General features: G+C 74.8%; 8 protein-coding genes. 4 read left to right on the top strand and 4 right to left on the bottom strand.

Translation table 11 applies throughout. The features are described 5' to 3' along the window. The first annotated feature begins 255 nt into the window (after window positions 1–255). Both hemG and hemQ read left to right on the top strand, forming a co-directional pair. Complete coding sequence (gene hemG, locus ACFSL4_RS21415; RefSeq protein ID WP_381085243.1) at window positions 256–1,713, top strand: protoporphyrinogen oxidase; 1,458 nt, start codon at window positions 256–258, stop codon at window positions 1,711–1,713. 4 nt (window positions 1,714–1,717) lie between these two features. Then, complete coding sequence (gene hemQ / locus ACFSL4_RS21410) at window positions 1,718–2,449, top strand: hydrogen peroxide-dependent heme synthase (RefSeq protein WP_381085240.1); 732 nt, start codon at window positions 1,718–1,720, stop codon at window positions 2,447–2,449. A 74-nt stretch (window positions 2,450–2,523) separates the two neighbouring features. Here the strand turns inward: hemQ and ACFSL4_RS21405 are convergent, their stop codons facing one another. Both ACFSL4_RS21405 and ACFSL4_RS21400 read right to left on the bottom strand, forming a co-directional pair. After that, window positions 2,524–3,840 carry an MbnB/TglH/ChrH family RiPP precursor modification enzyme gene (locus ACFSL4_RS21405; protein WP_381085237.1) on the bottom strand — a complete coding sequence of 439 codons (1,317 nt, stop codon included), beginning with the start codon at window positions 3,838–3,840 and terminating at the stop codon, window positions 2,524–2,526. A 424-nt stretch (window positions 3,841–4,264) separates the two neighbouring features. Further along, window positions 4,265–5,020 carry a peptidyl-tRNA hydrolase gene (locus ACFSL4_RS21400; protein ID WP_381085234.1) on the bottom strand — a complete coding sequence of 252 codons (756 nt, stop codon included), beginning with the start codon at window positions 5,018–5,020 and terminating at the stop codon, window positions 4,265–4,267. Window positions 5,021–5,116: 96 nt separating this feature from the next. Here ACFSL4_RS21400 and ACFSL4_RS21395 point away from each other — a divergent pair, with 96 nt between their 5' ends. Next, on the top strand, window positions 5,117–6,025 hold the full coding sequence (locus tag ACFSL4_RS21395) for an ABC transporter ATP-binding protein (RefSeq protein ID WP_381085231.1): 909 nt from the start codon (window positions 5,117–5,119) through the stop codon (window positions 6,023–6,025). After that, entirely contained in the window at window positions 6,022–6,693 is a 672-nt protein-coding gene (locus tag ACFSL4_RS21390) for an ABC transporter (protein ID WP_381085228.1), read from the top strand. The genes ACFSL4_RS21395 and ACFSL4_RS21390 overlap by 4 nt, the downstream gene beginning before the upstream one ends. Window positions 6,694–6,703: 10 nt before the next feature. On the opposite strand, the gene ACFSL4_RS21385 is transcribed toward ACFSL4_RS21390, so the two are convergent. Both ACFSL4_RS21385 and ACFSL4_RS21380 read right to left on the bottom strand, forming a co-directional pair. Further along, window positions 6,704–6,880: a hypothetical protein gene (locus ACFSL4_RS21385; RefSeq protein ID WP_381085225.1), complete on the bottom strand. Its 177-nt coding sequence runs from the start codon at window positions 6,878–6,880 to the stop codon at window positions 6,704–6,706. Next, window positions 6,877–7,809, bottom strand: a complete 933-nt coding sequence (locus tag ACFSL4_RS21380; protein ID WP_381085222.1) for a polysaccharide deacetylase family protein — start codon at window positions 7,807–7,809, stop codon at window positions 6,877–6,879. The genes ACFSL4_RS21385 and ACFSL4_RS21380 overlap by 4 nt, the downstream gene beginning before the upstream one ends. Window positions 7,810–7,928 lie beyond the last annotated feature (119 nt).

The raw sequence follows: 7,928 nt of genomic DNA, 5'->3' as shown, positions 1-7,928 counted from the left end.
GCCGGCGCCGCCGTCCCCGTCGAGAGCCGGGGTGGGGGCGAGCAGCGCCGCGGCCAGCATCCTGACCGGTCGTACCGAACGTGGAGGAGTGTGCATGTGGTCCTACCCCCGAGGGTCGTCGTGACGGACGCCTCTTCGACGCCGGGCCCGCGCGGAACGTTGGCCGGATCCGGTCCCAATGGGGTCACGTTCGGGACTCGGCAGGGACACCTGGCCCATGGGGGAGGGCCTATCGGGTCTGAGAGGCTGGGGGGCATGAGCGCTACGGAGAACCGCGCGGGCGCGCGGCACGTCGTCGTCATAGGAGGCGGGATCGCGGGCCTGTCCGCCGCCCACCGGTTGCTGGAGCGCGGCGCGCGCGTGACGGTGCTGGAGGCGTCGGACCGGGTCGGGGGCAAGCTGCTGCCCGGCGAGATCGCGGGTGTGCGGGTCGACCTCGGCGCCGAGTCGATGCTGGCGCGGCGGCCCGAGGCGGTGGCGCTCGCCCGTGAGGTGGGCCTCGCGGACAGCCTCCAGGCGCCGGCCACCGCCACCGCCTCCCTGTGGACCCGCGGTGTGCTGCGTCCCCTGCCCAAGGGGCATGTCATGGGCGTCCCCGGTACCGCGTCCGCCCTGTCCGGCGTGCTGTCCGAGGAGGGGGTGCGCCGCATCCAGCGCGAGAGGGAGCTGCCGCGCACGGAGGTCGGCGACGATGTGGCGGTGGGGGAGTACGTGGCGGAGCGACTCGGCCGCGAGGTCGTCGACCGCCTCGTGGAGCCCATGCTCGGCGGGGTGTACGCGGGTGACGCGTACCGCATCTCGATGCGCTCGGCGGTGCCGCAGCTCTTCCAGGCGGCCCGCACGCACGACTCGCTGACGGAAGCGGTCCGGGAGATGCAGGAGAAGGCGGTCGCGGCCCCGCAGACGGGCCCGGTGTTCATGGGCCTCCACGGCGGTGTCGGCACGCTTCCGCTCGCCGTCGCCGAGTCGGTGGCGGCACGGGGCGGCGACATCCAGCTGAAGACCACGGCGGACCGGCTCGACCGCACCCCCGACGGCTGGGAGGTGCTGGTCGGGAACGACCCGCTGCGGGCGGACGCGGTGATCCTCGCGGTTCCCGCTCCCGAGGCCGCCCGTCTGCTGAGCACCGTGTCCCCCGGGGCCGCCGCGGAACTGCGCGCCGTCGAGTACGCCTCCATGGCCCTCGTCACCCTCGCCTACGACCGCGCCGACGTCACCCTGCCCGGGGGCAGCGGCTTCCTCGTGCCGCCGGTCGACGGGCACACGATCAAGGCGTCGACCTTCGCCTCCCAGAAGTGGGGCTGGCTCGCCGACGAGGACCCGAACGTGGTCGTGCTCAGGACGTCCCTCGGCCGCTACGGCGAGACGGAGATCCTGGAGCACGAGGACGCCGACCTCGTGTCCGTCTCGCGCGGCGACCTGCGGGAGGCGACCGGCCTGGACGCCACGCCGCTGGAGACCCGCGTCACCCGCTGGCACGACGGCCTGCCGCAGTACCCGGTCGGCCACCACGCGCGCGTGGCCCGCGTCCGCGAGCACATCGCCGGGCTCTCGGGACTCGCCGTGTGCGGCGCGGCGTACGACGGGGTCGGCATCCCCGCCTGCATCGCGAGCGCGAACGCCGCCGTGGACCAGCTCGACGGCGACCTGGGCGGAGCGCGGGAGCTCACCGCCCACCCGGTGCAGAGCCTTCACGGAGGAGCAGGAGAATAGGCGCATGAGCGACGACGCCCCCACCACCGAGTCCGGCAGGATCCCCAACAAGGGCAAGCTGGCCAAGGACCTCAACGAGGTCATCCGCTACACGCTGTGGTCCGTCTTCAGGCTGAAGGACCTGCTGCCCGAGGACCGCGCCGGTTACGCCGACGAGGTCCAGGAGCTGTTCGACCAGCTCGCCGCGAAGGACGTGACCGTCCGCGGCACGTACGACGTGTCCGGACTGCGCGCCGACGCCGACCTCATGATCTGGTGGCACGCCGAGAGCAGCGACCAGCTGCAGGAGGCGTACAACCTCTTCCGCCGCACCAGGCTGGGGCGTGCGCTGACGCCGGTCTGGTCGAACATGGCGCTGCACCGCCCCGCCGAGTTCAACCGCTCGCACATCCCGGCGTTCCTCGCCGACGAGACGCCGCGCAACTACGTCAGCGTCTATCCCTTCGTGCGCTCGTACGAGTGGTACCTGCTGCCGGAGGAGGACCGCCGCCGCATGCTCGCGGACCACGGCAAGATGGCCCGTGGCTTCCCGGACGTGCGGGCCAACACGGTCGCGTCGTTCTCCCTCGGCGACTACGAGTGGCTGCTGGCCTTCGAGGCCGACGAGCTGTACCGCATCGTCGACCTCATGCGCCATCTGCGCGGCGCGGAGGCGCGAAGGCACGTGCGCGAGGAGATCCCGTTCTTCACGGGCCGCCGCAAGTCGGTCGCGGAACTCGTCGCCGGACTCGCCTGACCGCGCCCACCGGGGCACGGGCACCGTCCCGTGCCCTCGGCGTCCCCTGCCCCTGGCGCGGAGATCCGCTCCGCTCAGCGTCGCAGCAGGACCCGGCGAGCGGCCCGGGCCAGCCGGGCCGCGGGATGCCGGGACGGCGGGGTCGGGCCGGAGCGCTCCAGCCACCAGGCACGCAGCCGGCGCCGCGCCTCGGCGTCCTCGGGCCGCCCGGCGAGCAGCAGATGCCCGGCGAAGTCGAGGGCGTCACGGCGGTAGCCGCCGGTCATCGGACGGCCCTTTGCGTACGCCAGGAAGGTGTCCCGGTACGCCTCCCCGAGGATCCCGGGCAGCTCCGGCGCGACCTTCGCCACGACGCCGGCCCGTTTGGCGGCGAGGGCGCGCGCCTGCGCCCCGAGCCGCACCCGGTCGAACCCCTCGGGCGCGGGCGTGCCGGCGACGAGGGACGACAGCAGCGCGGCCTGGGCCAGCGCGATCCGCTGCCGGGCGGGGCCGGTGTCGCCGCCCGCGGCGCCCGCCGTGGTGCCGTCCGCCGCCCCCGGCGCGGCAGGCCGCCGTCCCGCGGTCACCACCGCCGTGTCCACCGTCTCCCGGATGGCGGCCAACTCCCGCTCCAGTTCGGCCGCTTCGGGGTAGTTGTCGTCGCGTTCCAGGAGCACACCGGGCGGCGTGGCGCGGGACGCGAGGTCGGCCAGTATGTCGAGGACCGGCCGGGGCACGGGGTGGGCGTGGCTGTCGTGCCAGACGCCGTCGCGTTCGAAGCCGCCCGCGACATGGACGTACGCGATGGCCTCGACGGGCAGCTCGTCCAGTGCCCCGGCCGGGTCCTCACCCCGGTTGACGTGGTTGGTGTGGAGGTTCGCGACATCGATCAGCAGCCGTACGCCGGTGCGGTCGGCCAGCTCGTACAGGAACTGACCCTCCGTCATCTCCTCGCCCGGCCAGGAGATCAGCGCCGCGATGTTCTCCACGGCGAGCGGCACCGGCAGCGCGTCCTGGGCGATGCGTATGTTCTCGCACACGACGTCCAGCGCGTCGCGGGTGCGCGGGACAGGAAGCAGGTGCCCGGCCTCCATCGTGGGCGACGCGGTCATCGGGCCGCCCGCCCGCACGAACGCGATGTGCTCGGTGACCAGCGGCGAGCCCAGCGCCTCGGCCCGCTCCGCGAGGGCGGCCAGCCGTGCCTCGTCGGGGCGGTCGGCGCCGCCGAGGCCGAGGGAGACACCGTGCGGGACGACCGTGACACCGCGCTCGCGCAGGCGCCGCAGCGACTCGGGCAGATGCCCGGGGCACACGTTCTCGGCCACGGTCTCCACCCAGTCGACGCCCGGCATGCGCTCCACGGCGCCGGCGATCTCCGGCCGCCATCCGATGCCGGTTCCCAGTCGCTTCATCGTCCCCTCCCACACGGATCCACCGGGACGTGGGGTGCGGTCCTCGACCGCACCGCGGTGGCCCCACGTCCCCGTCGACGGGCTGCCGCTGCCGGTGTGACCGAGTCATGGCCCCGGCCGCCCGCCCCGAACCCCTCTGCGGGGACGTTCAGAGCAACATTTGAGGTTGCCTCCGCGCTGCCCGCCGCCGCACGGGCGCCGACGAGTGCCGGGGGCGCCGGTGCGCGCCGCGGGCCCGTCAGGCCCGGCGCCCGATGGCGTCCCGCCGGGTGGTGCAGCCGGTCAACGGACCGGAACTCGCAGCTCGCGCCGGGCACTCCGACCGGCTGGGGCACTCCCGGCCCCTGACCGGGCCGCTTCGCGTGCCGCGCCGACGGGGAAGAGCATCGCGAGCCGGTTACCGGAGGGCGAAGCACATGATCGCTCACACCTCGCGGGATGCGACCCGGCGCAGGGCCGGATGGTCCGCCACCACCGTGCAGCTGCCGGGGGCGATCTCCGTGAACCCCGCGTCCCGCACCAACGGCAGCCCCGAGCCGGTGAGTTCGCGCCACCGCTCGGGGGCGGCGGTGCGGACGGCGAGGGTGAAGCCCGCGTCGCGCCAGGACGCGCGCCCCTCGTCGGGCAGGGCCCACCAGGCGAGTTGGGCGCCGTGACCGGCCTGGGCCATCGCCTTGCCCGCAGACATCTCCAGCTCCGGGTTCAGCCACAGCACGGGGGCCTCGGGGCCGGCCTCGACCGGTGGCTCGGGGTCGTCCAGGTCCGTGCCCGACACCTGCAGCCGGGCCAGGTCCTTGGGCCAGCCGTCCAGCGGGACGGGCGGGAAGACGCGCACCTCCGCCGACTTGCCCGTCACGGTGATGCCCGGCAGCGCCGCGGCGCGCCGCCACTCCGCGCCGCGGGCCCGCCGCACCACCTTGCGGATCCGCGCGTCCTGCCAGTCCCGCATCGCCCGGGCCCACTCGCCCTCACCGAGCGAGCGCTCGTCGCTGAGGATCACGAGCACGGCACGTGCCGCGGTCTCCAGCGCGTCCGTACGCGCCGGGGGAGCGGCGCGCTCGATACGCACGACCAGCGGCAGCACGAACTGCGGCGCCTCGCCGCGCGCGCTGCGCTCCGCGCGGACGGGACCGTTCTGGGGAGAGGCCGCCGCGGCGGCCGGAGTCCGGTCACTGCTCACGGCGTCCAGTCTGCCAGGCGCAAGATCGGGCCGTCGGGGCACGGAGGCCGCGCAATCCCCTTACGTGCCTTCCTCCAGGTGCGCGAGGATGCCCCCGTGCACCGTGATCTACGTCTGACGGGCGTCGGCCGCCGTTACGGCCTCCGCGGCCCCTGGGTGCTGCGGGGCGTCGACCTCACGGTGCCACCCGGCTCGCTGGTCCGTGTCGAGGGTGCGAACGGCAGCGGCAAGTCCACCCTCCTGCGCGTGCTCGCCGGTATCGACGCGCCCACCGAGGGCCGCATCACCGGGCGTCCGCGCACCGCGTACGTCCCCGAACGCTTCCCGGCCGCCCTTCCTTTCACAGCGTCCGGCTATCTCACCCACCTCGGCACCGTCCACGGCCTGTCCCGGCCCGCAGCCGCCCGCGCCGCCGAGGAGTGGCTCGAACGCTTCGGCGCCGCCGTGTACGCCCGGACGCCGATGGCGGAACTCTCCAAGGGCAGCAGCCAGAAGGTCGCCGTCGCCCAGGCCCTGCTGGCCGGGCCCGACCTGCTCGTCCTGGACGAGGCATGGACCGGTCTGGACGACGGCGCCCGCGCGGAACTGGACCGTGCGGTCGCCGAGCGCACCGCCGTCGGCGCCGCGGGCGTCTTCGTCGACCATGATCCGCACCGGCTCGCGGGGGCGGCCGACGCCGCGTACCGCGTGGGCGGCGGGGGACTCGATCCGCTGCCGGATCACCGGACTTCGCCGTCCCCGGCCGGACCGTCCGTGGTCGTCGAGGCTCGGGGAGCGGCCGACGCCGAACCGCCCGCCGACGCGCTGGCGGTGACGACGTCGGTGGCCCGGACCCCCTCCGGCACCCTGCGTCTCACCGTGCCGGCGAGCCACTCCGACGTATTGCTGCGCACCCTGCTGGGCGCACGGCCACCCTGGCACGTGGTGGGCCTGGGCCCCGCCGCGCCCCTCGTTGCCGACGCCGCACCCCGCGCACCAGAACCAGAGGCCGACAATCGCCGATGATCCCGCTCCTGCGCTACCAGACCGCCCTCCTTCTGCGCTCCCAGCGCTGGCTTCCCCCGTTCCTCCTGTACGCCGTCTTCCTCGCGATCGGCGTCCAGGGCGGGCAGCCCGTGCTGGACTCGCTCGGGTACGCTGCCGCCGCCCTGCTGCCCGTCGCTGCCTGGCTCGTCCGCATCTGTGTGACCAACGAGCCGCCCGCTGCCCGGAGTTGCCTCGGCGCGGCGGCCGGGCCCGGGCGTGCCCACCTGGCGTGTCTGCTCGTCGCACTGGGCGCCTCGGCCGCCCTCGGTGCGGCTGCGACCACTGTGGTCACGCTCATCAGCAGCCATACCGGCGCCGACCACCGGATCCCGGTACCCGCGATCCGGTCCGCCGGTGCCGGACTGATCGCGGCGGTGGTGTGCGCGCTGCTCGGCACGGCTGTCGGCGCGCTGACGACCTGGCCGGTGCTGCGCTCGCGGGGGCGTGCCGTCCCCGCGCTGATGCTCGCGGCCCTGCTCGCGCTGGTGGTGAGCGGCTCCCCGGCGCACGCGGCGGTCGGCGCTCTGGTGACCGGCTCGCAGAGGTCCAGGGTGCCGGTCCCGCTGCTGCCGCTCGCCGTTGCCGCGCTGGGCACGGCGGCGGCCATGGCGGTGGCCTGCGCGCTCACCGAGCGCCGTGCGTCCTGAGGACGGCCGGTCACCCTGAGCAGGCCGTGCGCCGCGCCTCCTGCCACTCGCAGACCGGGCACAGAGTGGTCCTCCTGGACGACTCCGGGTACTCCGTCGGCTCCCGGTACAGCACGCACTCGGCGAACGGCGTCCGGTCCGGCCCGTCCGCCACTTCGCCCGTCCCCGTCGCGCGGTCATCGCTCATGACCCCGGCGTAGGCCGCCGCGCCGGTCCCGTGCCGCCGTCCCCGTCTCCGTCCCCGTCTCCGTTCCCGTTCCCGCCCCTGCCGCCCTTCTGCCGCCGCTCGTGCGACGCCTCGATCAGTGCGGAGACCTTGACGAAGCGGTAGCCCTGCTCGCGCAGTTCGGGCACGACCGTGCGGACCGCGTCCTCGGTCACCGGGGCGGCGCTGCGCGTGCAGTGCAGGACGACCACGGAGCCGGGCCGTACCCCGTCCAGCACCTGCTGTGCGACGGCGTCCGCGTGCGTCGCGAACGCGTCCCCGCTCACCACGTCCCACTGCACCGCGGTGACACCGAGCGCGCCGATCGCCCGCAACGCCTGGTCGTCGTAGCAGCCGCCGGGGAAGCGGAAGTACGGCATCGGGTGGGTCACGCCCGCGGCGCGCAGGGCCGTGAAGGCACGCTCCACGTCGGAGCGCATCCGCTGCCGCGGCAGGACCGGGAGCCCGTAGCAGCTCGGGGTGAAGGAGTAGTGGCTGTAGGAGTGGTTGCCGACTTCGAAGAGCGGGTCCGCCGCGATCGCCCGGGCCTCATCGGGGTACTGCTCGGCCCACCGTCCCGTCATGAACACCGTCGCCGGCACCCTCAGCGCCCGCAGCGCGCCGATCAGCCCGGGGTTGTCGAAGTGCTCGCCGGCCGCCGCCCGGGGACCCTGGTCCGCGGTCATGTCCGCGTCGAAGGTGAGGGCGACCGTCTTGCCGAGCCGTGGCGCGTTCGTGAAGACGGGCGTCAGCCCGCCGGGTCCGGGCGCGAGCGTGGCCGTCCTGGGAACGGCCGCCGGGTAGGGCGCGGACGGCGCGGCGGTGCGCTGCGGCGTGCCGGAGGCCCCGCAGGCGGCCAGTGCCGCGCCCAGGACGCACACGGCGGCGGTACGCCGTACAGATGTGATCACCGGGCGAACGTAACCAGGAAAATCGGATCAGCATCCCACCTCTCGCGGGTGCCGGACGGGAACATCCGTGACGTCACCCGCCCGGCCGAGGCCCGGCCCAGCGCCCGATCGCACGCGCC

Origin of the sequence: Streptomyces caeni (assembly GCF_042678285.1) — a bacterium.
GTDB classification, from domain to species: domain Bacteria; phylum Actinomycetota; class Actinomycetes; order Streptomycetales; family Streptomycetaceae; genus Streptomyces; species Streptomyces caeni.
The sequence above is the reverse complement of the archived record's forward strand: the minus strand, read 5'-3'. Positions and strand labels throughout refer to the sequence as shown.

Bases quoted from the DNA above. Each gene is read 5' to 3' on its own strand.
- ACFSL4_RS21405 (WP_381085237.1), bottom strand. From the start codon at position 3,840: ATGAAGCGACTGGGAACCGGCATCGGATGGCGGCCGGAGATCGCCGGC.
- hemQ (WP_381085240.1), top strand. From the start codon at position 1,718: ATGAGCGACGACGCCCCCACCACCGAGTCCGGCAGGATCCCCAACAAG.
- ACFSL4_RS21385 (WP_381085225.1), bottom strand. From the start codon at position 6,880: ATGAGCGATGACCGCGCGACGGGGACGGGCGAAGTGGCGGACGGGCCG.
- hemG (WP_381085243.1), top strand. From the start codon at position 256: ATGAGCGCTACGGAGAACCGCGCGGGCGCGCGGCACGTCGTCGTCATA.
- ACFSL4_RS21390 (WP_381085228.1), top strand. From the start codon at position 6,022: ATGATCCCGCTCCTGCGCTACCAGACCGCCCTCCTTCTGCGCTCCCAG.